We start from the raw sequence: 21,638 nt of genomic DNA on the forward strand, positions 1-21,638 counted from the left end.
CTACTGCGCCCGCTGATCACGATCCGCCCGCGCCACCTCCGACGGCCGCGTCCCGCTCGGCCGCCGCCGAGCTGCCGTCCGCGCGCGGCGCCAGCCCGCCGAAGTCGCCGGTGTCGCCGAGGCGTACGACGTAGGGCCGCAGCCGGGTGAAGCGGATCGCCGTCAGCGAACAGGGCTCGACAGAGATCCGCTGGAAGAGGTCGAGGTGCAGACCGAGGGCGTCGGCGACCAGCGACTTGATGATGTCGCCGTGCGAGCACATCGCGTAGACCGCCTCGGGGCCGTGCTCCGCCTCGATCCGGGCGTTCCAGTCGCGTACCGCGTCCACGGCGCGGGCCTGCATGGCGCGCATCGACTCCCCGCCGGGGAAAGCGGCGGCGGACGGGTGCTGCTGGACGACCTCCATCAGCGGCTCGTCGCCGAGTTCGGCCAGTTTGCGTCCAGACCAGTCACCGTAGTCGCACTCGTTGACGCGGTCCTCGGTGTGCAGCGGCAGACCGGGCCGGGCGTCCAGCAGCGGCCGCAGGGTCTCCAGGCAGCGTTGCAGCGGGCTGCTCACGGCGGCGGCGAGCGGCAGGTCCGCGAGACGGCCGGGGAGCGCGGCGGCCTGGGCGGCGCCCCGCTCGTCGAGGGCCACTCCGGGCATCCGCCCGGCGAGCAGGCCGGACGTGTTGGCGGTGGAGCGGCCGTGCCGCACCAGGATCAGCGTGGGCATGGCAGCCAGCCTACGTTCCCGGGGCGGCGGCTCCGGACCCGGGACCGGTGCGGTGGACCGTGACCGTACCGGGAGGCACGGCGCGGGCGGCCCGCCCGTACCCCGCTCCTGGCACGACAGGGCACGGCGAGTGACAATTCCCCGTGTGATCGTCGACTGCGCCATCTACCAGGACGGCCGCCGCACCGAGGGGCCCACGGATTTCTCCGATGCCCTCGAAGCGGCGCGCGCCGAGGGTCACTCCTTCCTGTGGCTCGGGCTGCACGAGCCCACCCAGGAGGAGTTCGACCATGTCAGCAGGGAGTTCGGGCTGCACCCGCTCGCCGTGGAGGATGCTCTCAAGGCCCATCAGCGGCCGAAGCTGGAGGTGTACGACGACTCCCTGTTCGTCGTGCTCAAACCGATCTCCTACGACGACGCGGCGGGCTCCATCTCCGCCAGCGAACTGATGATCTTCCTCGGGGACTCCTTCGTCGTGGTCGTCCGGCACGGCGCGGCCAGCCCGCTCGCCGCCGTCCGCCGGCGCCTGGAGCACGAGCCGGACGTTCTGCGGCACGGCCCCACCGCCGTGCTGTACGCGGTCAGCGACGCGGTCGTCGACCACTACATCGAGGTGGCCTCGGAACTCCAGGTGGACCTGGAGGAATTGGAGGCGGAGGTGTTCGCGCCGTCCCGGTCGGACACCAACAACACCGCCGCCGCGATCTACGCGTTCAAGCGCGAGGTGCTGGAGTTCCGGCGGGCCACCAACCCGCTGGTGGAGCCGATGCTGCGGCTGCAGAACCCCGGGGTGCCCTTCGTGCACGACGAGGCCCGCCCGTTCTTCCGGGACGTCGGCGACCACCTCACCCGCGCCAACGAGTCCGTCGAGGGCCTGGACCGGCTGCTGTCGGACATCCTCAGCGCCCACCTGGCACAGATGGGCGTGCGCCAGAACGACGACATGCGCAAGATCTCCGCCTGGGCCGCCCTGGCCGCCGTACCGACGCTGATCGCGGGCGTCTACGGCATGAACTTCGAGCACATGCCCGAGCTGAAGTGGAGCTGGGGCTACCACGGCATCCTGCTCCTGATGGTGCTCATCGAGCTGCTGCTGTACCGCATGTTCAAACGCCGCGGCTGGCTGTGAGCACCGTGCGCCCCGCCCGGTACGTACGCCTCAGACGAACTCCGGCGCCGAGGCGGCGGGGCCGCCCAGCGCGTCCCGCCGCTCCGGGAGGCGGAGCGTGACCATCCGGCGCCACCCGGCGAGCCGCTCGTAGACGTACACCGTGCGGATGCCGGCGGCGAGGGCGGCGGACTTCGCCCGGGACCAGCCCAGGATGCGCCCCATGTGGGCCATCACGGCCAGGCTGACGTCCCGGTAGACCTCGATCTCGGCGCGCGCCGCGGCACGCAGCGTGCGCCGGATCGCGGGGCCGTGGCCCTGATCCGCCAGCCGCAGCAGCTCCTCGTGGCAGTAGGCGAGGTGGTTCTCCTCGTCGCGGGCGATCATCAGGACCGCCCTGCCGATGTCGGGGTGACCGCCGAAGTGCTTCTTCAGCAGGTCCATCTGCTCGGCGGCGCGCTGCTCGGTGACACGGCTGTGCGCGAGGTAGGTGACGATGTCCTGCTCGGTGAGCGGCTCGTCGCGGCGCAGCCTGGCGTGCGGCAGACCGATGCCCCGGCACTCCAGGAGGACGGTGTAATCGGCGGCCTCGGGGACCGGCACCGGCTCCAGGCCGCGCTTGCGCAGCAGGGCGTTGAACAGGCGGCCGTGCTTGTCCTCGTCTGCGCCGTGCCGGGCGGCCTTGGGGGCCAGCGCGCGCAGCGACCCGGGCATCAGGGCGGCGATCCGGCCGTTCTCCCAGCCGCCCTGCGCCTCGCCGCCGGCCGCGATGGAGCAGAAGAGCCGGTAGGACTCGTCGTGGTCGAGGATCTCCTGGAACAGACTTCTGGCCGAGAGCACCGGGCCACCTCCGATACGCCGCATCCGCAGAAGAAAAGTGAAGTGCGGTACGGCGGAGGTGACAACCACGGCGTCGGCCATCTCATCCGATCAGATGACACACCGGACAGCCGGAAGACGGACCGGCGGCGGGAGGGAGCACCGCGGCGTAACCACGCGGGCCGTACCGGCGTTGTGCCGGGTGACGGCCGTGGCGGGGAAGACCCCCGAGCCCCCACCACGGCCGCAGGCTTGCCCGGGCCGGGGCCCGGCCCTGCGCCCCGGCCGCCCGGGTCCTCATCAGGGCGCTCGTTACGCCAGCCCCGCGCGCTCCAGTGCCTCGGTGCCCGCCCGCAGCGAGGCGATCCGGTCCTCCAGTGTGAAGCCCGCGGGCGCGAGGGTCAGCGTGGTCACGCCGGCCGCCGCGTACGCCTGCATCCGGTCCGCGATGCGCTCGACGGAGCCCAGCAGCGTGGTCTGGTCGATCAGCTTCTGCGGGATGGCCGCCGCCGCGCCCTCCTTGTCGCCGGACAGGTACTTGTCCTGGATCTCGGCGGCCTCCTTCTCGTAGCCCATGCGCTGCGCGAGCTGGTTGTAAAAGTTCTGCTTGCGGCTGCCCATGCCGCCCACGTACAGCGCGGTGTACGGGCGGAACATGTCGGCCAGCGCGCTGACGTCCTTGTCCTCGCCGAGGGCCAGCGGCAGCGTCGGGCAGACGTCGAAGCCCTCCAGTGTTTTGCCCGCCTTCTCCCGGCCGGCCCGGATGTGCGAGATCGCCGTCTCCTCCAGGTGGTCGGCGGACGGGAAGATCAGCAGAGCGCCGTCCGCGATCTCACCGGTCTGGGTGAGGTTCTTGGGGCCGATCGCGGCGATGTAGAGCGGGATGTGCTCGCGCTGCGGGTGCACGGTCAGCTTCAGCGGCTTGCCGGGGCCGCCGGGCAGCGGCAGCGTCCAGTGCTGCCCCTCGTAGGACAGCCGCTCGCGGGTCATCGCCTTACGGATGATCTCCACGTACTCGCGGGTGCGGGCCAGCGGCTTGTCGAACTTCACGCCGTACCAGCCCTCGGAGACCTGCGGCCCCGAGACGCCCAGGCCCAGGCGGAAGCGGCCACCGGACAGCGAGTCCAGGGTGGCGGCCGTCATCGCGGTCATCGCGGGCGTACGGGCCGGGATCTGGAAGATCGCCGAGCCGATGTCGATGCGCTCGGTCTGGGCGGCGACCCAGGAGAGCACGGTGGGGGCGTCGGAGCCGTACGCCTCGGCCGCCCAGCACACCGCGTAGCCGAGCCGGTCGGCCTCCTGCGCGACGGCCAGATTGTCCGCGTCCATCCCGGCGCCCCAGTAGCCGAGGTTGATCCCGAGCTTCATACCGCTCCCCTTACTGATCAGTAACGTCGGTGTTCCGGGGACTCTAGCGCGGGGTGGCGCCGGGCGTCACCGGCCGGTTGTCCACAGGGTGCCCGCGCGGCGTGCCGACCCGTTGTCCACAGGTCCACCGGCCCGGCCGACGGGCCAGTAATCTCAAGGCCCATGGAGCAAAGGCACCTCGGCCGTACGGGCCTGCGCGTGTCCCGCCTCGGCCTCGGCACCCTGACCTGGGCCAGGGACACCGACGAGCACGACGCCGCCGAGCAGCTCAAGGCCTTCTGGGAGGCCGGCGGCACCCTCGTGGACACGGCGGACGTGTACGCGGACGGCGGCGCCGAGTATCTGCTGGGCCGGCTCTGCGAGGGGCTGGTGCCGCGCCGGGACCTGGTGATCGCCACGAAGGCGGGCAGCGTCCTGGACGCGGACCGCCGCGTCGACGGCTCCCGCCGCCACCTGCTGGACGCGCTCGACGCCTCGCTGGAACGTCTCGGCACCGACTATGTGGACCTCTGGCAGCTGCACGCCTTCGACCCGTACACCCCGCTCGAAGAGACCCTCCAGGCCCTCGACATCGCCGTCGCCACCGGCCGCGCGCGCTATGTCGGCGTCTCGAACTTCTCCGGCTGGCAGCTGGCCAAGGCCGCGACCTGGCAGCTGTCGGCCCCGACCATACGGACGCGCCTGGCCGGCACCCAGATGGAGTACTCCCTCCTCCAGCGCGGCATCGAGCGGGAGCTGCTGCCCGCGGCACGGGACCTGGGCGTCGGCCTGCTGCCCTCGTCACCGCTGGGCCGCGGGGTGCTCACCGGCAAGTACCGGCACGCCACCCCGGCCGACTCCCGCGGCGCCTCGGAACAGCTGGCGCCGTTCGTCGCCCCTTACCTGGACGACACGGCGGGCCGGATCGTCGAAGCGGTCACCACGGCCGCCGACGGCCTCGCCGTCACCGCGCTGCAGGTCGCTCTCGCGTGGGTGCGCGACCGGCCCGGAGTCGCCGCCCCGGTCGTCGGCGCACGCACGGCGCAGCAGCTCAGAGCGGCATTGTCAGTGGAGACCCTTAGTCTTCCTGACGAGATCTGCCGGGCCCTGGACGATGTCTCGGCCCCGGTGCACCACTACCCCGACCACGACTGGAGCACGCTGTGAGTACCGACCGCCTCTCCGACGAGGCCGCGCCCGAGCCCACCGCGCCCGGCCCGGAGACCGCCCACGGAGAGGCCGCCACGACGGGTGCCCCGGGGGCAGCCGGGACGGACGGCGAGACGGCCGGTGCGACGGAGGCCGGGAGCGCGGCGGGGGCGGAGGGCCCGGCGGCGGGCACCGGCACGGAGGGCTCGGGCCCGAGCCCCGACTCCGGCTCCGGCTCCGACCCTGGCCCTGGCTCCGTGAGCGGCGGCCAGGCCGCCGGGCGGGGTGCGGCGCCGACCGCCGCCGCGCTGGCAGCGGCCGTGCGGGCCGTGGAGAGCGGGGAGCGGTCGGCGGACTCGTTCTTCACCCAGCGGTCCCCCCGCTCGGGCGGCGCGGGAGCGGCAGCAGGCGCCCGTAAACCCCAGGGCGGCGTACCGGCCCCGGCGGCCCAGGAACGCGGCGGCCAGGCCGGACCGTCAGGCGGCCAGGCCGGGCCGTCGGGCGCTCCGCCGCAGGCCGCTGCCGAGCCGAACCGGGACAGCGTCCCGGGCCACACCCACCCGGCCCCTGGCGGCGGCGACGGCGGCGGCCGCCCCGCCCCCGCCGAGCACACGGCGGCCCACCCGGCCACGACGGCCACCCTGGCTCCCGGCCTCGACGGCGTACGACAGGTACTGACGGCGGGCGGCGCCCCCGAGGCACTGGCCGCGAAGACCGCTGAAACGCTCGGCGAGCGCGCGGCGGAGGCGCTGCGCGAGGACCCGTGGCAGCTGCTCTCCGTGCCGGGCGTCCGGCCCGAGCAGGCCGACGGCTTCGCGCGGGCGCTGCTCGGACCGGCCTGCGGACCGGACGACGAACGGCGCGCGCAGGCCCTGGTCGGCTGGCTGCTGGAGCAGGCCGCCCTGGCGGGCCACTCCGCACTGGAGGCGCCCGCGCTGCGTGCCGCGCTCGCCCAGCGCTCAGTACCGGACCCGGACGAGGCCCTGCAGACGGCCATCGCCGAGGGAGCCGTACTGGTCTTCCAGGACGCCATCGAGACGCCCGGCGCGGCCCGCCCGGCGGCCGACGACGAGGACGCGGAACAGCCGGTCCGGATACTGCTCGGGCTCGACCGGTTCGCGATGGCCGAGGAGAGCGTCGCGGACGGCCTGGCGCGGCTGCTCAACACGTTCGAGGAGCCCGGGGAGGGCGAAGACGGTCCCGACACCGACGCCGAGGCCGGTCCCGACGCCGACCAGGGCACCCCCGAACAGAAGGACGCCGGACAGCGCGACGCCTCCCCGGAGCCGGCCGCCGCCCAGCAGTCCGATGACGTGGCCGTACCGCCCGTACGGCAGCCCTCCGCGTCCGCGTGGGAGGCCGCCGCGTCGGCCGCTCCCTCCCCCTCCGCCGCGGAGCTGATCCGTACGGCGGCCCGCGGCGGCCTGGTCGCGCACACCGGCGCCGAGGCCGCGCGCGCCGAGCCCGCCGCACTGATCGCCGCGGCCCGCGCGCTCGGCCTGCGGGCGTGCGGCGCCACCCACACCGCGGACGGCCGCGACCGCCTGGCCCGGCACCTCGCCGAGGCCACCGACGCGTACGCCGGCCTCGCCGCGGCACCCGCGCCCGGCGACCCCTCCGAGGCCGCCGTGACGCTGTCCGGGCTGCTGGCCGGCCGCGAAGGGCCCGGCCGGGACGCGGACGGCGCGCTCGCCCTGGACCTGCTGGTCGTCCTGGACGCGCCCCAACTGGACCTCGAAACCGCCGCGATGCTCGTCGAGTCGCTGACCGACGGCACCCGGCTGGTGCTCAGCGGCGACCCCGGCGTGCTGTGGTCGGCCGGTCCCGGCCGGCTCTTCGCGGACGTGCTCGCCGCCCGCTGCTGCCCCCAGGTGGCCTCCCGCACCCCGGACTTCGGGCCGGTCGGCGAGCTGGTCTCGGGCATCGGCATCGGCGAGCTGACCCAGGTCGAGGCCCCCGGCAAGGAAGTGGTGATCGTCCCGGCTCGCGATCCGGGCGAGGCGGTGCACCGCACCGTCCAGCTCGTCGCCGACTCGGTGCCCCGGGCGATCGGGGTGCCCGCCGAGCAGACGCAGGTCATCACCGTCGGCCACGGCGGCGCCGCGGGCACCCGCGCGCTGAACGCGGCCCTCAAGGAGCGTCTCAACCCCGGCCCCGGCCGGTTCGGCGGCTTCGATGCGGGCGACCGCGTCGCCTACTCGCCCGTCCCCGGCCGTACGGTCACCGGCCGGGTCACCGGCGCCGACGCGACAGGACTGCACCTGGACTGCGCCGGATCACCCGTGCTCGTACCGCGTGAGCGGGTGAGCCCGGACACGGTCCGGCACGGCTGGGCCGTCACCGCCCACCAGGCGGTCGGTTCGCGCTGGCCGGCCGTGGTGGTCGTGCTGCCCGGCGACGCCGCCAAGGGGCTCACCCGCTCCTGGGTCTACACCGCCTTCAGCCGCGCCGAGCGCCATCTGTCCGTCGTACAGGGCGTGGACCAGGCGCTGCCGCGCGCGGTCGCGGAGGTCCCGGTGAAGGAGCGCACCACCCGCCTGCGGACGCTGCTCCAGCTGCACACGGTCCAGGCCACGGCGGACGCCCTCACCGGCTGACCCGTGCCGCACGGTGGCGGGCGGCGCGCATCAACGTGCCGCCCGCCACCGGTACACGCCCGCACCAGCCGCAGGCACACGGCCCGCAGCGATCGCAGACCCTCACCGGTCCCCGTCGAGCGTCTCCAGTACGTCGTCGTCATCGACGTCGGTGCCCAGATCCTCGTCGAAGACGGAGCTGACGTCGAAGCGGCACACCACCCGCTGCGGATCGGTCTGGTCGAACGGCGCGGACAGCCACTCCCCCGGCTCGGTCAGCTCGTCGGCGGCGACCACCCACAGGGTGGAGTCGCCCTCCTCCAGGCCGAATTCCTTGTGCCGGGTGGCGATCTCGTCCGGTTCGAACTCCCCGAAGAGGACCCCCAGCGCCGCGTGCACGCTGCTGCCGACCACGCCGGACACCGATCCCGTACCGCCGTTGACCGCCCTGGCCTCCGCCGCGGCGTCGGCGGCCGACTCCGGGTCGAGGTCGGCGATCCGCTGTGCCTGCGACAGCAGCCGCTGTGGTTCGACCACCGCGTAGTCCCGCCGGATCAGCACGCTCAGCGCGCTGGGTTCCTCCGGGCCCGCGTAGGCGGGCAGCGTGTCGTTCCCGGGGATCTCGAAGGGAGTGACCTCGTCATAGGTGTCGTACAGCAGCTCGTCGTACGCCTCAGCCGCCGCGGCGAGTTCGTCGAACGCGGCATAGACGGCAGGGTCGTCCTGGCCCGAGCGGTGTTCGACCGCGTCGAGGTGACGGTCCAGCGCGGCTTTGACCGCCTCGGCGGCGGCACGTACCTCGGCAGCGGAAGGCTGCGCAGCATCAGACATAGTGCAGACGCTATCCGTACTGGGGCGGGTCCCGCACAATAGATGCGATGCCGGAATACGAATTCTGCGATGTGTATGTGCCGCGAGGGGTCTCCCGCAAGGCCGCCACACGCCTGCTGACCGACCATGCCGAGTACGGACACTGGGAGTTGGACCGCCTGCGCCTGAACCCCGACGGCAGCCGCCGCGTACGGCTGCGCCGCCGGATCATCCGCCAGATCCGGGCGACCTGGTGAGCGGCCACGGCCGCCGCGGCACGGACCGGCACGCGTGACCGCCGCCGGCCTTTCCGGCCGCGTACGGCGGGCCGGCCTCTGCCGGGCCCGCGGCCGAAGGGCCGGTATCCGACGGGCCGCTGTCCGACAATCCTGCATACGCCGCCCCTGCACGCGACGGAGCGGGCCCCGTCGGCGCGGGGCCCGCTCCGTGGTCGTCGTACCGGCCTGGCGGCCCTCCCGCGAGCGGTAGCAACACGTCCGTGCACGGTACGTCCGTGCGCCGTCAGACCCGTGCGGAACGCGCGCGGCGGTAGAGCACCGCACCACCGATCAACAGGCCCGCGCTCGCCGGCAGCGCGAGACCGAGCGCTCCCGCACCGGTCTGGGCGAGGCGTTCCATGCCCTCGGCCTCCTCGGGCGGCGTGACGAACTGCGTACGCGGCGTCGACTCCTCCTTCCGGGCCTGCGCCTCCCGCTCCTGCACGGCGCCCGCCGTGTCCGTCGTGTGCGGCCGCAGGCCGTGGGCCGGGTCCGCCGGTTCGCCCGCGCGGTCCTCGGCCGGGGTCGCGGGGCCGCCCGGGGCCCGCGGGTCCTCCTGGCCGCCGGACGGCCGCGGGTGCTGCGTGCCCGGGCTGCCCGGGCTGCCCGGATGGCCCGGCGTCGAGCCGTGGTCGGTGCCCGTGCCGGTGCCGTCCCCGGTGCTGCCGCCGTCGCCCGCGCAGCCGTTGGCGTTGACGGGGTTGCCGAGTCCGACGACCGACACCGAGTTGCCGCAGGCGTTGACGGGCGCGTGGATCGGCGCCTGCACCTGGTTGCCCGAGACGACGCCGGGCGACCCCTGCGCCGAGCCCTGCGCACCGGCCCCGCCGCCGGACCCGTTCCTGCCGTGGCTCCGGCCGGCGTGCGATCCCCCGCCGCCGTTGTCGCAGTGGTTTCCCATGGCGGGATTCAGCAGTCCGACGACATTCGCGGAATTACCGCAGGCTTGCACCGGGATGTCCACGGGGATTTGGCCGGTATTCCCGGCCAACACCCCTGGGGAATGCGCCGCATTCCCCTGCGCACCGGAATCCGCGTGCGCATAGCCGCCCGCGACGGCCAGTACGCCGCTCGCCGCCGCCATCGTGATCAGGCCCTTTTTCGCGACCTGTCGCATAGGTTCGCTCTCCCCTGCCTTTGACCTTCCGAGTGACCCGCACCACGCCTCGCGTCCACGGGCCGGAACAACCGTCGGCTCCGGAGTGCATGGCGCGCACTCCGGAGCCGACCGGGGTTACAGCCTTACGGGTTCAGGCACAGCGTCAGTCGTTGACGCAGGTGTTGCCAAAGGCAGGGTTCAGCAGCCCGATGATGTCAATCGTGTTGCCGCACAGGTTGATCGGCACGTGGACCGGGACCTGGAGGGTGTTGCCCGAAATGACACCCGGGGAGTTCAGGGCAGCGCCCTGCGTCCCCGCGTCGGCGACGGCGATGCCCGCGCCAGCGAGCACCAGACCGCCGGTGGCAGCCGCGGCAGCGACGACCTTCTTGATCATTATTCCTCCTTGTTGGCAATGCGGTCCCAGCCGCGGACCGCACTCTCTGCAACGAGGAGAAGGTGATGAAGCTACGAGCCTATGACGCCATTCACTCGTTCCGGCTAAATACGTACGCCTGGCCGATTGTCCGGGCCCGCGTACGACGTCAGGGGCCCGAAGTCCCGCGCCGCGGCGCGGGACTTCGCCTCAGCTCTGCTCGATGAACCGGTCGAGTACCCGCGTCCCGAACTTCAGTCCGTCGACCGGCACCCGCTCGTCCACGCCGTGGAACATGCCGGCGAAGTCCAGCTCCGGCGGCAGCTGCAGCGGCGCGAATCCGAAGCACCGGATACCGAGGTCGTCGAAGGACTTCGCGTCCGTACCGCCGGAGAGCATGTACGGCACGGCCCGCGCGATCGGGTCCTCGGCCTTCAGCGCCGACTGCATGGCCGCCACCAGCGGGCCGTCGAAACCGGTCTCCAGTGCCTTGTCGGCATGAATGTCCTCGCGCTTGACCCGCGGGCCGAGAATACGGTCCAGATCGGCGAGGAATTCCTCCTCATGGCCGGGCAGGAACCGCCCGTCGACGGCCGCGGTCGCCTGGCCCGGGATGACGTTGACCTTGTAGCCGGCGCCCAATTGGGTCGGTGCCGCGGTGTTCTGCAGCGTGGCTCCGATGATCTTCGCGATGCCGCCCAGCTTCGCGAGGGTCTCCTCCATGTCCTCCGGGTCGAGTTCGGTGCCCAGGGCGTCCGACAGCTCGTCGAGGAAGGACCGTACGGTCTTGGTCACCCGCACCGGGAACTTGTGCCGGCCCAGCCGCCCGACCGCCTCGCACAGCTCGGTGATCGCGTTGTCGCTGTTGGTCATCGACCCGTGGCCGGCCGTGCCGTCCACGGTCAGCCGCATCCAGTGCATCCCCTTCTGGGCTGTTTCGATCAGGTACAGCCGCAGGTTCTCGTTGACGGTGAAGGAGAAGCCGCCGACCTCGCCGATGGCCTCCGTCACCCCCTCGAAGAGCCCGGGGTGCTTGTCGACGAGGTGGCGGGCGCCGTACACACCGCCCGCCTCCTCGTCGGCGAGGAAGGCGAGCACGATGTCGCGCGGCGGCTTGCGGCCGGAGCGCAGGCGGTCACGGACGACCGCGAGCGTCATCGCGTCCATGTCCTTCATGTCGACCGCGCCGCGGCCCCACACGCACCCGTCCGCGATCTCCCCGGAGAACGGGTGGTGGGTCCAGTCCTCCGCGTTGGCGGGCACCACGTCGGTGTGTCCGTGGATCAGCAGCGCGGGCCGCGACGGGTCCGCCCCCTCGATCCGGGCCACCGTCGAGGCGCGGCCCTTGTGCGACTCGAAGATCTGCGGCTCCAGGCCCACCTCGGCGAGCTTCTCCGCCACGTACTCGGCGGCTGCGCGCTCACCCGGGCCGGAATGGTCGCCGTAGTTGCTCGTGTCGATCCTGATCAGGTCCCGGCACAGGTCGACGACCTCGTCCTCGCCGGTGACCGTACGGGCCGGCTGCGACTCGCTCACACTGCCTCCTCATGGTTCACGGCCGCGCCGTCCTCCCGGTGGGGCACGGACCGCGGCGGGCGTCCACCGCCATCCTCCCCCTCGGCGGCGCTGCGCCCAAGGCCGCAATACTCCCGACATGTGCAGGTCACGGGCGTACCCCCGGCTCCGGACGGCCGTGATCGACCACCCCTGAACGTTTGCTATTGTTTTCTCTGTCGGAACGGCCCAGGGCCCGCACCGGCAGACACCTGGTCCGGGTGGCGGAATGGCAGACGCGCTAGCTTGAGGTGCTAGTGCCCTTTATCGGGCGTGGGGGTTCAAGTCCCCCCTCGGACACCAGCAAAAACCCCAGCTCAGCTGGGGTTTTTCGCGTTCTGCGGGCGGGGCCGCCGCTGCTCAGGGGCGGGCGCCCGCCCCGTCGAAGGGAATGACGGTCCGGTACTTGCCGCCGGCCGCCTGCCGAGGTGGTTCCTCGGCGCGCTGGACCGTGACGTGGTCGAGTCCGTTGTCGGCGAGCAGGCGCGTCAGCTCCAGGTGGGCGCCCTGCCACACGCGGTCCGGGTCGGCGCCGGCGGCCGGCCGCAGCCGTACGCGCAGGGTAGCGGGGGCGGTCTGCTCGACCTGGAACAGTTCGACTCCGGGAGTGCGGTCGAAGAGGGTGCCGAAGGCCAGGGGGGCGAGCTGCACCGGGGCGCCGTCGCGGGCGGGGAAGGTGAGGATGTCGCCCGCGCGTCCCTGTACGCGCAGCGCGGGCAGCGGATTGCCGCACGGGCACGGGTCGGGCCTGAGCAGGACGCTGTCACCGAGGTCGTAGCGCAGGAACGGCTGGACGCGGTTGGCGAGGTTGCTGATCAGCACGGTGTGCGAGAACTGTCCGGGCGGGGTGGGCCGGTGGTCGGCGTCGACCGGTTCGAGTACGGCCCAGTCGCTGTTGACGTGGTACCAGCCGTGGACGCAGCTGTGGCTGAGGTAGGTGCACTCGGTCGCGCTGTACATCGCGCGGACCGTGGTGCCGAAAGCGCGGGCGATCCTGTCGGTGTCGTCCGCGGTCATCGTCTCGCCGGCCGGCTGGACCAGCGCCGGGTTGATGCGCAGGCGGCCGGCTTCCTGCTCGGCGGTGAGCAGCATGATCGTACTGGCGTAGCCGATGACGAAGGCGGGACGGCAGGCGTTGAGTTCGGCCACCAGCTGCGGCATCGGCGTGTGCACCGGGAAAGCGCGGAGCAGCTTGCTGCGCCAGCCGCCCGCGTGGACCGTGCGGGAGTACGCGGCGAAACCGACATAGTGCCCACCGGTGGCCACGAGTTGGGCGAAGCGGCCGCCTTGAGCGGCCGCCCGCACCAGGCCGGCCGGGCCCAGCCAGGAGGCGAGCACGCGGGAGGTGAGTGCGGCACCCACGTCCATGTACCGGTCGTCGAGGACGAAGAGGCCGCGCCGGCCGCTGGTACCCGAGGTGGTGGCCACCAGGTACTTTCCGAGGAACCGCCGTCCTATCCGGTCGGGGTCGTCAGTGAAGGCGCGCACCCTGTCGTACGTGATGGCGCGGTCGGCCGCCCAGTCGTCGAAGTGCGCCATCAGCGTCTTCTTGTCGGTGACCGGCAGCAGCGTCGGATCTTCCACCCGTTCGGGCAGGCCGCGGTAGAGATCGCGGTAGTACGGGGAGGCGGCCCGCGCGTGGGCGACCATGCCGGCCAGCCGGTCGCGCTGCCGCCGCGTGACGGCGGGCATGCCCTCCTTGCGGGCCCTGCGGATGTCCCGTCCCAGCCACGCCGCGTTCTCGGTCATCGTGTGGTGCTCCTTCCAGGTGCGGGAGCGGGCTGCAGTCCGGCCTGCCCCAGGACGGCGAGGAAGTAGGCCTTGACCTCTTCCGCGCCGGTGGTGTCGGGGTGCGCGGCGAGGTGTTGCAGGGCCGCGCCGCTGAGCATCTGCTGCAGGATGTGCGGGTCGCTGTCCGGGGGAAGCTGTCCGGCCGTGCGGGCCCGCTCCAAGGTGGTGCGCACCGCGAGGCCGCGGTGGCCGCCGTGCGCCTTGTGGTAGGCGTGCAGCAGTTCGGGGAGGTCGTCGACCGTGCCGTAGAGGCGGCGGATCAGCTTGCGCGCACGGGGTTCGGCGAGGTGACCGGCCCAGGCGGTGATCATGCCGTCGATGTCCGGCCAGTCCATCGAGCCGGGGTCCACGTCCCGGTATTCCCACTCGACCGCGCGCACCAACAGGTCGGTCAGGGTCGCGAAACGGCGGTACACGGTGGCGCGGGTGACTCCGGCGCGGCGCGCCACCTGCTCGATGCTGGCCCAGCCGATCCCCCGCTCGATGAGCAGATCGAGCGCGGCCGCGAGGATCGCCTCGTCGGCCTCCCGGCTGCGTGGCCGGCCGGGGGTCTTCGTCTGCGGGGTCGGCACGGCAAGGGTGTGCCTTTCGGGCTCACTGTCAGGCTTCACACTCATTACGATACAGCACAGCTCTGTATTGCAATGTGGGCGGTTCGGCTGCGGGCTGCGTGAACTGCGTTATCTCAGTTACCAGTTCGACCGGTCGTGCGTGCCGGCCGACGGCGGACACCACAGGCGACGGCATCGAAGAAGGCCGAGGGAATCGAAGAGAGGCGGCGGAGACATTGCGGGCGCGTGGCCAGGCGACTGCGCGGTCGGGTGCGCCGGTGTGCGCAGCGGCTCATCGCGCCGGCGCCGCGCGACCATGGCAATCGGTCGCCGTCGCGACGAGCTCTCCCTCAGGCGGACACCCCCGTCGTCCGCGTGAGTGGACATCGGTACTGCTCTGTTCATCTCCGCTAACGCGATCTGACGGTAAGTGCACACAAGAGCCCTGTCAACTAGGATGAGTTGGCATGCCCAGGCAGCTCACCCCGGCGGACCCACCAAGGAGCCCAGATGTCGTCACTGGCCGGGAAGGTCGACAAGCTGTTCACCACGATCCGTGCGAACGGCCGCGAGTACACCTACGAGGAAGTCGCGCGCGGATGCAGCGAACTGAGCGGCGGCACGTTCTCCAAGACCTACGTCTGGCAGCTGCGCACCGGCCAGCGCACCAACCCCACCAAGCGCCACCTGGAGGCGCTCGCGGCGTTCTTCCGGGTGCCGGTGGCCTACTTCTTCGACGACGGCACCGCCGACCGCGTCGACTCCCAGCTCGCCCTCGCCTCCGCGATGGGCAACGCGGAGGTCCGCGACATCGCGCTGCGCGCCATGAGCATGGACGACTCCGGGCGCAAGTCCCTGGCCCGCATCATCCGCGAGGTCAGCATGATGCACGCCACCACCGGCGCGACCCGCGGCCGGCAGCCGAGCCGTTCGGCCGACGGCGAGGAGTAGTGCTCCGGATGCCTTTCCCCTGGCGTGACCGCCACGGCAGAGGGTCTTCCGGCGTGAAAGCCCTGCGCCGGCAGTGCCGGGAGAAGCTGGCTTCGTATGGACTTCCCGCCTTCTATGACCTGCCTCAGCTGTGCGACCACCTGGCCCGGGTGCGGGACCGGGAGATCGAGCTGGTGGCCATGCCGATGGACACCTCGGGGCCGTGCGGCCTGTGGCTGTCCTTCCCCGGCACGGACTACGTCGTCTACGAGGCGCACACCAGCCGCCACCACCAGGAACACATCATCGCCCATGAACTGGCCCACATGATCTGCGGTCACCACGGCGTCGGCGTCCCCGGGACCGATCCCGGCACCCTGCTCTTCCCGGACCTCGACCCGTCCCTCGTGCAGGACCTGCTGTACCGCGAGAACTACTCGGACGCCCAGGAACAGGAAGCGGAGGTCATGGCTTTTCTCCTCGGGGAGGCGCTGCGCGCCGGTCCACGCGGGGGCACCGCGGCACCGGACCCGGACAGCGCGCTGGGCCGTATCCACGGATCGCTCAACTGGCGCCGTGAGGACGGTTCATGACCGGCATCACCCACATCCGCTACCCGATCGCCGCGCTCGCCTGCTGGATCGCGTTCGCCTACACCCTCGTACCGCTGCTGCGCGGGCACCGCCGCAACGCGGGGCTGATAGCACTGTGCGCCTCCTTCGGGTGCCAGGGCATGTACCTCTCGATGTCCACCCCCGCCCGCTGGACGGGCACCCTGTTCGGCACCATCACCTGGTACAACGTGTCGGTCCAGCTGTGGATCATCGCCGTACTGGCCTGCCAGCAGATCCTGCTGATCCACTGGATCTACCCGCGGGCCGAGGCACGGGTACGGGCCAGGCGGCGGCTGTCGCTGCTCGCGGTGGTGCCGGTGACGATGGCGGTGCTGTTCTTCCTGGCGACCCTCCAGGGCCCGCCGCGCAATGTCTTCACCCACCTCGGCGACCAGCCGTTCTTCGTCGCCTACCAGGCCGCGTACCTCACCGCGTTCGTGGTCGGCAAGGTCCTGGTGGCGCGCGCCTGCTGGCACTTCGCCAAGCTCACCGACCACGCGTGGGTGCGCCGCGGGCTGCGCATCGCGGCGGCCGGCGCGGCCATCGAGCTGGTCTATCCGGCGGGGCGGTACGCCGATGTCTTCCTGACGCAGTACGGCTGGAACCCGCTGCGCTGGTCGGACGTGTCCCGCACGACGCTGACGGTGGGCATGGTCCTCAACATCGTCGGCTGGACCGCGCCGCTGTGGGGGCCGCGGGTCTCCGCCGCCCGCAGCTGGCTGGCGGACTACCGCAGTTACCGGCTGCTGCGCCCGCTGTGGCTGGCCCTGCACCAGGCCCACCCGGAGATCTCCCTGCCGTCCAGCACCGGCAACGACCTGTCGGCCCTGTACGACCTGCGGTTCCACCTGCACCGCCGGGTGATCGAGATCCGGGACGGCTGTCTGGCGCTGCGCGGGCACCACGGCGATCCGGGCGCGGTGCTCTCGCCCGGGCGGGGGGCCGCCGAGGAGCGGCACGCCGAGGTGGAGGCGGCACACATCGCGGCGGCGCTGGCGGCCGGGCCGCGGGCGCCGGAGGCCGTGACGGACGGTCCGGTGACGGACGGCCCGTTGGGCGCCGAGGAGTACCCGCCCGGTCCGGACGGTGTGCCGGTGCCCGCGGCGGCCGGCGGGCCGGACTTCTCCGCCGATGTGGCGTGGCTGGTCAAGGTGTCCCGCGCGTTCGCCCGGGCCCGGCCCGCGGTGGCGCGGGCCGGACAGTGACCCCGTACGGGCGGGGTCACCCGGCGAACGGCACGCCCTCCAGCCCCTGGGCGACGCCGGACACCACGAACAGGTTGCCGGCCTGCGGCTCGACGTCCCCGAGGTCGCGGCGGGCGGAGGTGACATAGAGGTCGGTCAGGTCCGGGCCGCCGAAGCCGCAGGAGGTGGTCAGCGAGGCGGGCAGGGTGATCTCGCGGTCCAGCCGCCCGTCCGGGGTGTAGCGGCGGACCGCGCCGCCGCGGAAGAGGGCCACCCAGACGCCGCCGGCGGTGTCGGTGCACATGCCGTCCGGCAGGCCCTCGGTGCCGGTGATCTCGGCGAACAGGCGGCGGTTGGCCGCCTTGCCGGTGTCCAGGTCGTAGTCGAAGACGTCGATACGGCGGGTGCGGGTGTCCACGTAGTACATCCGGGTGGCGTCGGGGCTCCACGTGATGCCGTTGCTCAGCTGGATGCCGGTGGCCGCGGTGTGCGCGGTGCCGTCGGCGTCGATGCGCGCCAGCCAGCCCGGCGCGGTCTCACCGGCGATGGTGCCCACCCACAGCCGGCCCCGGTCGTCGATGCTCGCGTCGTTGCCGCGCACGCCCTCCTGCGACCACTCGGCGAGCCACCGTCGGGACCCGTCGGGCCCGGCCACCGCGACGCCGTCGCGCAGGCTCAGCACCAGGCCGCCGCCCGCCCGGGGCAGCGCCGCCGCCACCGGCTGGTCGACGACGGTGACGGTGTCGCCGCCGTCGGCGGGGCGGTAGCGGTGCACCCCGCCCTCGTTCATGTCGACCCACAGCAGGGTGCCGTCGGCGGCGTCCCAGGTGGGGCATTCGGCAAAGTGCGCCCGTACGGCCAGGGCCACTTCAACAGTCACTGTGCACATTCTCCTCGTAACGGGAATATCGGGTGGGCCGCCGCTCGCGGCCCCGGGCCGGGAGCGGTTCGGTTCAGCGGGGCAGTACGGGGCCGAGGGCGTCCATCAGTTCGGCCGTGCCGTCGCCGTCGAGGACGTCGACGACCGGCAGCCCCAGCGGGCGCAGGCTCGCCACGTTGTCCCGGCCGCGGGTGGCGACGGCGACGACGGGGGCTCCGCCCAGCTCCTCCACCATGCGGATCTCGCTGCGCGGGTCGCCCACCGGCAGGTGCTCCCAGTGGTAGCGGTGGGTGCGGCGCGGGTCGTGCACGAAGACCACGGCGTCCGGCTGCGAGCCCTGGAGGATCGCGGTGGCCAGGCCGCCGAACGCGGGGTGCAGCACGGACGCCTGGCCCTTGATGATCAGCAGGTCGTGCCGGGGGTCGGCCTGCTGTACCAAGTGCTCGACGAGCCCGGCCGCCTGGAAGACGGGGGTACGGTCGATGATCGCGCCCTCCGTGCAGCCGGCGAGCAGACAGGTCTGGCCGGTGCCGACGTATCCGGAGTCGATGCCGCGCGCCTGTGCCTCCCGGTGGAGCTGGAGGGCGACGGTCCGCTTTCCCACCACGCAGTCGCTGCCCGCCACGTGCACGAGTTTGGCACGGGCGCGTTCGAGGCGGCCGGAATACTTCGGGAGCGCGTCGTACTGACGCCGGATATCGACCAGTTGCTGACCGTTCGCGGTCTTGTCGGCGAATTCGGTGTGCCGCAGCTGGAGGTGGAGACAGGAGATGACGTGCAGACCGTTGCGTACGGCGGTCGCGATCTGCTCCCACCAGAACGCCGGCAGGTCGCCCGGTGGCCGTGGTGCGTGCCGCACCTCGCCGTCCACGACCGCCACATGATCGGATTCGGTCATCGCCACGACGAGCGCCTCCGGCTCGAACCGCAGGGCCTCCTCCAGCGAGGAGACGACCGGGACGTCGGTCCCGGGCACCACGGACGCCGTACTGCCGGACGGGTGCAGGCGGTCGACGACCGCCACGGATTCGAGGACGGTGCTGTGCCGCAGCACGCCCTGGGCGGTCTTGCCTTCGAGGCGCGCGAACACGCCGTCGGCGAAGAGCACGGCGCGGAGCGGAAGCCGGGAAAATCCGGAGAGGACCATGTCCGGAACCCTACCCACCGGATCTTGCCCGTGGAACGGCGCAGCGGGCCGTGGCACATGCCCTCCGGGAACCGGTGGCGGCCCTTCACGTGACCGGTCCCCGGACCGCCGCCCCGGCCCCGCCCGCGAAGGTCTTCGACTCCATCAGGAACTCCGCGAGCGAGCCGTCGTGCGGCAGCCCGGGTCGGGTCCGGTGGGTGGGGACGTCGCCCCGGTGCACATTGCGGATCCGCGGGCTCGCGAGACATTCGCGTACCAGGCCGGTGTCCTCGCTCAGCACCGTGAGGGACAGGGTCCGGCCGAGCCCGGACGGGCGCAGCTCCGGGCACCAGGGCGCCACGGCCACGTAGGGGAAGGGCATTTCGGTGCCGAGATGCGGGTCCCTCGGGCTGTCAAGGGCGACCACGACCGGCCGCAGGACGGCGCTGCCGTCGCCCAGGTCGGCGATGAACCGTTCGGCGGGGTCCGTGCCAGAGGCGGCCGCCAGGTGCGGGCCGACGGTGTCGTGCAGCTGCTCCGCGAGGCGCCGGGCCTCGGCCAGCGGCCGTACGGGCAGTGCCGCTTCGGGGTGGTCCGGCGGCAGCAGCGGGAGGCGCGCGAGCCGTTCGGCCAGGGCCCGGGCGAGGCCCCGCGGATCGTCCTCGCACAGGACGGCACTGGCGTTCAGGCACTGCACCCCGGCGTCGGCGGCCACCGAATCGGCGACGGTGTCCAGGTGGTCCCGCCAGGGCACGTCCCCGGTGATCAGGATCTTGGAGCGGCCGGGGCCCTGGGCGAGCACCCGCCGGCTGTCCGCGTAGCGGGCGACGACGCTCTCACCGCCGTAGACCAGACCGAGATCGGCCTGCTCGACGAGGGTCTCCGCGTGCTCGTGGGTGGTCGGCAGCAGCGCCGTGTACGCCGGTGCCAGGCCGGCCTCGCGCAGGGCGCGGACCAGCCGGCGCGGGGTGAACGGGTCGCGCTGGGAGGGGCGTACGGCGACGCGGTAACCGAGGGCGAGGGCGCCCAGCCACTCCAGGTGGGTGGCCGGGTGGTTGCCGGGCGCCAGGACGCCGAGGACATCGCCCTTGCGTACCCACACCGCCGTCGTGCCGTCGGCGGTCAGGCCGTCGAGGGGCAGGGCGCCGGCGGGGCGCTGCGCGGCCAGGGTGTCCGCCGCGGCGCGGCCGGTCCGCGCCGCCCTGTCGAGGGTGCGGCGGGCGACGGACACGGGCAGTCCGGAGACCAGGGCCTGGCTGCGGCAGTACGCGTCGGGTGTCTCCCCGTCCAGGGTCGCGGTGGCGAACAGCTCCCCCGCCCGTGCGAGGGCCGCGAGGCGTTCCCCGGCGGGCTGTTCCGGCGCGGCGCGCATCTCGCTGATCACCTGGCGGATCAGCAGCGGCGGAGCGAGGGACAGTTCACCCGCCGGGCTGCCGGTGGCGTCGGTGAGGGCGGTGCGGTGGGCGGAGCGGTACGGGCCGGAGGGCCGTTCGACGGCGATGTCGTCGCCGTTCCCGGCGGCGGCTTCCGGGTGGCCGGGCACCTCAGTACACCCCCTCGATGATCTTCTTGTCGCCGCCGGCGAGCGGCCGTACATCGGCCACGCCGTCGCCCGCGAAGCCCGGCACCGGCGCGACGCGGATCGCGGTGTCCCGTTCCAGTACGTGCGGCAGCAGCACCTCCGGGCTCAGCTGGCGCATGCACACCCGGCCACGTGAGCCATACGCCACCTCGCGGGACAGGTCGTCCGGGTCGAGCAGGGACAGGTGCACATACGGGTGGAAGCTCTGGAAGACGCAGGGTTCGGTGTCGCCGGGCACGGCGGGCCGCTGGGGCGCCGCGCCCATCATCGTGTTCCCGTACAGACCGCTGACAGCCGCTTCGGGAAAGACCTCGGCGGACAGCAGCCGCAGCGTCTCGGGGTCGATCGACGTGCTGCCCCACATGATGCCGCGGACCTTGTCGCGGACCAGACCGGCGAGCCGCGGGCGTTCGGCGATCGCCTCCAGGAGCGGCGGGGTCGCGTACAGCAGCGAGACGCACTGCGAGGCGAGCACCCGCTCGGCCTGGTCGAGGATGTGGTCGACGTAGTGCCGGGCGATGTCGCTCTGGCCGTCCTGGAGACACCGCCGTACCCAGCGCGGATCGAGGTCGACGGGGAAGAACACCGCGCCGCGCAGCCGGGCGAGACCGCGCAGCGCCTCCGCGACGACGTGCGGCCCGGTCGGGCCGAGGAAGAGCAGGTTGCCGTCGTCGGAGGGGAAGCCCTGCTGGTCGAGGACCTCGGACCACCAGCGGGTGTTGCGCTCCCACTGGCCGAGGTCGACGATCCGCTTGGGCGCTCCGGTGGTGCCGCCGCTCTCCCAGACGGCGGGCCGCCTGCCGAGGCCGCGCAGCCCCGCGGGCAGCAGGTCCTCGACCGGTACGTCGCGCCACTCGGCGCTGACGTCGGGGAAGCGGTTCAGGTCGGCGAGGGTGGTGATGTCCTTGCGCGGGTCGAAGGGCAGCGACGCGGCGCGCTCCACCCAGAACCGGGAGCCGGTGGCCGGGTCGAAGTGCCATTCCATGGCCGCGGTCACAACGGCGTCGGCGGAGGGCAGTTCGTGCCAGGGCGTGCCGAGTACGGCATCCACGTCGCGCATCCGGGGTCACCTCTCTGCTGGTTCTCTGCTGGTTGTCTGCTGATTTCTGCTGATCTCGCTGGTCTCTGTCGGCCGGGCCTGTCCGGCCT

The 21,638-nt window shown here is 72.8% G+C and carries 20 protein-coding genes and 1 tRNA gene; 8 read left to right on the plus strand and 13 right to left on the minus strand.

The features are described 5' to 3' along the window. Positions 1-16: 16 nt before the first annotated feature. Entirely contained in the window at positions 17-715 is a 699-nt protein-coding gene (locus ACZ53K_RS14465) for a histidine phosphatase family protein (RefSeq protein WP_468835539.1), read from the minus strand. A 136-nt stretch (positions 716-851) separates the two neighbouring features. On the opposite strand from ACZ53K_RS14465, the gene corA reads away from it, so the two are divergent. After that, positions 852-1,844 carry a magnesium/cobalt transporter CorA gene (gene corA, locus ACZ53K_RS14470; protein ID WP_468835923.1) on the plus strand — a complete coding sequence of 331 codons (993 nt, stop codon included), beginning with the start codon at positions 852-854 and terminating at the stop codon, positions 1,842-1,844. Positions 1,845-1,874: 30 nt separating this feature from the next. Here the strand turns inward: corA and ACZ53K_RS14475 are convergent, their stop codons facing one another. Both ACZ53K_RS14475 and ACZ53K_RS14480 read right to left on the minus strand, forming a co-directional pair. After that, a complete protein-coding gene (locus ACZ53K_RS14475) occupies positions 1,875-2,663 on the minus strand; it encodes a ferritin-like domain-containing protein (RefSeq protein ID WP_468835925.1) in 789 nt (262 codons plus the stop codon). Positions 2,664-2,954: 291 nt separating this feature from the next. Further along, positions 2,955-4,010 carry an LLM class F420-dependent oxidoreductase gene (locus ACZ53K_RS14480; RefSeq protein ID WP_468835542.1) on the minus strand — a complete coding sequence of 352 codons (1,056 nt, stop codon included), beginning with the start codon at positions 4,008-4,010 and terminating at the stop codon, positions 2,955-2,957. Between the two features lie 162 nt (positions 4,011-4,172). Between ACZ53K_RS14480 and ACZ53K_RS14485 the strand changes: the two genes are divergently transcribed. Both ACZ53K_RS14485 and ACZ53K_RS14490 read left to right on the plus strand, forming a co-directional pair. After that, on the plus strand, positions 4,173-5,156 hold the full coding sequence (locus ACZ53K_RS14485; RefSeq protein WP_468835544.1) for an aldo/keto reductase: 984 nt from the start codon (positions 4,173-4,175) through the stop codon (positions 5,154-5,156). After that, positions 5,153-7,735 (plus strand): helix-hairpin-helix domain-containing protein, encoded by a 2,583-nt coding sequence (locus tag ACZ53K_RS14490; protein WP_468835547.1) that lies wholly within the window; start codon positions 5,153-5,155, stop codon positions 7,733-7,735. The genes ACZ53K_RS14485 and ACZ53K_RS14490 overlap by 4 nt, the downstream gene beginning before the upstream one ends. A gap of 102 nt (positions 7,736-7,837) precedes the next feature. Here the strand turns inward: ACZ53K_RS14490 and ACZ53K_RS14495 are convergent, their stop codons facing one another. Further along, positions 7,838-8,545, minus strand: a complete 708-nt coding sequence (locus tag ACZ53K_RS14495) for a hypothetical protein (RefSeq protein ID WP_468835550.1) — start codon at positions 8,543-8,545, stop codon at positions 7,838-7,840. A 47-nt stretch (positions 8,546-8,592) separates the two neighbouring features. Here ACZ53K_RS14495 and ACZ53K_RS14500 point away from each other — a divergent pair, with 47 nt between their 5' ends. Next, complete coding sequence (locus tag ACZ53K_RS14500; RefSeq protein WP_003986762.1) at positions 8,593-8,781, plus strand: DUF5703 family protein; 189 nt, start codon at positions 8,593-8,595, stop codon at positions 8,779-8,781. Positions 8,782-9,046: 265 nt separating this feature from the next. Here ACZ53K_RS14500 and ACZ53K_RS14505 read toward each other — a convergent pair whose 3' ends face one another. The 3 genes from ACZ53K_RS14505 to ACZ53K_RS14515 all read right to left on the minus strand — a co-directional run bounded on the left by ACZ53K_RS14505 (position 9,047) and on the right by ACZ53K_RS14515 (position 11,813). After that, on the minus strand, positions 9,047-9,919 hold the full coding sequence (locus tag ACZ53K_RS14505) for a chaplin (RefSeq protein WP_468835554.1): 873 nt from the start codon (positions 9,917-9,919) through the stop codon (positions 9,047-9,049). Between the two features lie 145 nt (positions 9,920-10,064). Then, positions 10,065-10,298, minus strand: coding sequence for a chaplin (locus tag ACZ53K_RS14510; protein ID WP_468835557.1), 234 nt, complete (start codon positions 10,296-10,298; stop codon positions 10,065-10,067). A gap of 189 nt (positions 10,299-10,487) precedes the next feature. Continuing rightward, positions 10,488-11,813 carry a M20/M25/M40 family metallo-hydrolase gene (locus tag ACZ53K_RS14515; protein WP_468835560.1) on the minus strand — a complete coding sequence of 442 codons (1,326 nt, stop codon included), beginning with the start codon at positions 11,811-11,813 and terminating at the stop codon, positions 10,488-10,490. 233 nt (positions 11,814-12,046) lie between these two features. On the opposite strand from ACZ53K_RS14515, the gene ACZ53K_RS14520 reads away from it, so the two are divergent. Then, positions 12,047-12,134: transfer RNA gene (locus tag ACZ53K_RS14520), tRNA-Leu, on the plus strand. A gap of 57 nt (positions 12,135-12,191) precedes the next feature. On the opposite strand, the gene ACZ53K_RS14525 is transcribed toward ACZ53K_RS14520, so the two are convergent. Together ACZ53K_RS14525 and ACZ53K_RS14530 are read right to left on the minus strand one after the other, a co-directional pair. After that, positions 12,192-13,580 (minus strand): phenylacetate--CoA ligase family protein, encoded by a 1,389-nt coding sequence (locus ACZ53K_RS14525; RefSeq protein WP_468835562.1) that lies wholly within the window; start codon positions 13,578-13,580, stop codon positions 12,192-12,194. Next, complete coding sequence (locus ACZ53K_RS14530) at positions 13,577-14,233, minus strand: TetR/AcrR family transcriptional regulator (RefSeq protein ID WP_468835565.1); 657 nt, start codon at positions 14,231-14,233, stop codon at positions 13,577-13,579. Before ACZ53K_RS14530 ends, ACZ53K_RS14525 begins: the two co-directional genes overlap by 4 nt. A gap of 450 nt (positions 14,234-14,683) precedes the next feature. Here ACZ53K_RS14530 and ACZ53K_RS14535 point away from each other — a divergent pair, with 450 nt between their 5' ends. Genes ACZ53K_RS14535 through ACZ53K_RS14545 form a run of 3 tightly spaced genes read left to right on the plus strand, consistent with a single transcriptional unit; the run spans position 14,684 to position 16,922 of the window. Further along, positions 14,684-15,124, plus strand: a complete 441-nt coding sequence (locus tag ACZ53K_RS14535; RefSeq protein ID WP_468835568.1) for an XRE family transcriptional regulator — start codon at positions 14,684-14,686, stop codon at positions 15,122-15,124. A 53-nt stretch (positions 15,125-15,177) separates the two neighbouring features. Beyond that, positions 15,178-15,696, plus strand: a complete 519-nt coding sequence (locus tag ACZ53K_RS14540) for a toxin (protein ID WP_468835571.1) — start codon at positions 15,178-15,180, stop codon at positions 15,694-15,696. Then, a complete protein-coding gene (locus tag ACZ53K_RS14545) occupies positions 15,693-16,922 on the plus strand; it encodes an MAB_1171c family putative transporter (protein ID WP_468835574.1) in 1,230 nt (409 codons plus the stop codon). The genes ACZ53K_RS14540 and ACZ53K_RS14545 overlap by 4 nt, the downstream gene beginning before the upstream one ends. Before the next feature lie 16 nt (positions 16,923-16,938). Here ACZ53K_RS14545 and ACZ53K_RS14550 read toward each other — a convergent pair whose 3' ends face one another. The 4 genes from ACZ53K_RS14550 to ACZ53K_RS14565 all read right to left on the minus strand — a co-directional run bounded on the left by ACZ53K_RS14550 (position 16,939) and on the right by ACZ53K_RS14565 (position 21,549). Beyond that, entirely contained in the window at positions 16,939-17,790 is an 852-nt protein-coding gene (locus ACZ53K_RS14550) for an SMP-30/gluconolactonase/LRE family protein (RefSeq protein ID WP_468835576.1), read from the minus strand. Between the two features lie 64 nt (positions 17,791-17,854). Further along, positions 17,855-18,928, minus strand: coding sequence for a DUF1611 domain-containing protein (locus ACZ53K_RS14555; protein ID WP_468835578.1), 1,074 nt, complete (start codon positions 18,926-18,928; stop codon positions 17,855-17,857). Positions 18,929-19,013: 85 nt separating this feature from the next. Beyond that, positions 19,014-20,450, minus strand: a complete 1,437-nt coding sequence (locus ACZ53K_RS14560; protein ID WP_468835580.1) for an aldehyde dehydrogenase family protein — start codon at positions 20,448-20,450, stop codon at positions 19,014-19,016. 1 nt (position 20,451) lies between these two features. Continuing rightward, on the minus strand, positions 20,452-21,549 hold the full coding sequence (locus ACZ53K_RS14565) for a class I adenylate-forming enzyme family protein (RefSeq protein WP_468835582.1): 1,098 nt from the start codon (positions 21,547-21,549) through the stop codon (positions 20,452-20,454). Between the last annotated feature and the right edge of the window lie 89 nt (positions 21,550-21,638).

This window comes from Streptomyces sp. NPDC033221, from assembly GCF_055577005.1.

What these genes read in the sequence shown, in the direction of transcription:
- ACZ53K_RS14565 (WP_468835582.1), bottom strand. Translation starts at nt 21,549, where the DNA reads ATGCGCGACGTGGATGCCGTACTCGGCACGCCCTGGCACGAACTGCCC.
- ACZ53K_RS14545 (WP_468835574.1), top strand. Translation starts at nt 15,693, where the DNA reads ATGACCGGCATCACCCACATCCGCTACCCGATCGCCGCGCTCGCCTGC.
- ACZ53K_RS14555 (WP_468835578.1), bottom strand. Translation starts at nt 18,928, where the DNA reads ATGGTCCTCTCCGGATTTTCCCGGCTTCCGCTCCGCGCCGTGCTCTTC.
- ACZ53K_RS14535 (WP_468835568.1), top strand. Translation starts at nt 14,684, where the DNA reads ATGTCGTCACTGGCCGGGAAGGTCGACAAGCTGTTCACCACGATCCGT.
- ACZ53K_RS14465 (WP_468835539.1), bottom strand. Translation starts at nt 715, where the DNA reads ATGCCCACGCTGATCCTGGTGCGGCACGGCCGCTCCACCGCCAACACG.
- ACZ53K_RS14525 (WP_468835562.1), bottom strand. Translation starts at nt 13,580, where the DNA reads ATGACCGAGAACGCGGCGTGGCTGGGACGGGACATCCGCAGGGCCCGC.
- ACZ53K_RS14485 (WP_468835544.1), top strand. Translation starts at nt 4,173, where the DNA reads ATGGAGCAAAGGCACCTCGGCCGTACGGGCCTGCGCGTGTCCCGCCTC.
- ACZ53K_RS14505 (WP_468835554.1), bottom strand. Translation starts at nt 9,919, where the DNA reads ATGCGACAGGTCGCGAAAAAGGGCCTGATCACGATGGCGGCGGCGAGC.
- ACZ53K_RS14495 (WP_468835550.1), bottom strand. Translation starts at nt 8,545, where the DNA reads ATGTCTGATGCTGCGCAGCCTTCCGCTGCCGAGGTACGTGCCGCCGCC.
- ACZ53K_RS14500 (WP_003986762.1), top strand. Translation starts at nt 8,593, where the DNA reads ATGCCGGAATACGAATTCTGCGATGTGTATGTGCCGCGAGGGGTCTCC.
- ACZ53K_RS14510 (WP_468835557.1), bottom strand. Translation starts at nt 10,298, where the DNA reads ATGATCAAGAAGGTCGTCGCTGCCGCGGCTGCCACCGGCGGTCTGGTG.
- ACZ53K_RS14480 (WP_468835542.1), bottom strand. Translation starts at nt 4,010, where the DNA reads ATGAAGCTCGGGATCAACCTCGGCTACTGGGGCGCCGGGATGGACGCG.
- ACZ53K_RS14550 (WP_468835576.1), bottom strand. Translation starts at nt 17,790, where the DNA reads ATGTGCACAGTGACTGTTGAAGTGGCCCTGGCCGTACGGGCGCACTTT.